We start from the raw sequence: 227 nt of genomic DNA, 5'->3' as shown, positions 1-227 counted from the left end.
CGTTCGCTGCTGTCGACGCCGCGGCGGGCGATCCGCGGAACGATGCCCCGGGCCCGCAGCCACCGGCGGTGCACGGGATAGTCGTAACCCTTGTCCGCCCGCAACCGGCCGGGCCGGCGACGACACGGACCACGACGCGAACGCACCGCAGGAATCGCAGCAACCATCGGCTGCAACATGACACTGTCATGGGTGTTCGCCGAGGTCACCGCCGTGACTAGGGGGAA

The 227-nt window shown here is 69.6% G+C and carries 1 protein-coding gene; it reads right to left on the bottom strand.

Going from position 1 to position 227, the window contains the following annotated elements; translation table 11 throughout:
- On the bottom strand, positions 1-227 hold a 227-nt coding region (locus NVV99_RS27085; protein WP_260783362.1), incomplete at both ends, for a transposase.

The organism is Rhodococcus sp. PAE-6 (assembly GCF_025290685.1).
Classification (GTDB): Bacteria; Actinomycetota; Actinomycetes; order Mycobacteriales; family Mycobacteriaceae; genus Rhodococcus; species Rhodococcus pyridinivorans.
Note: the sequence above shows the minus strand (reverse complement) of the source record. Positions and strands in the feature narration are given on the sequence as shown.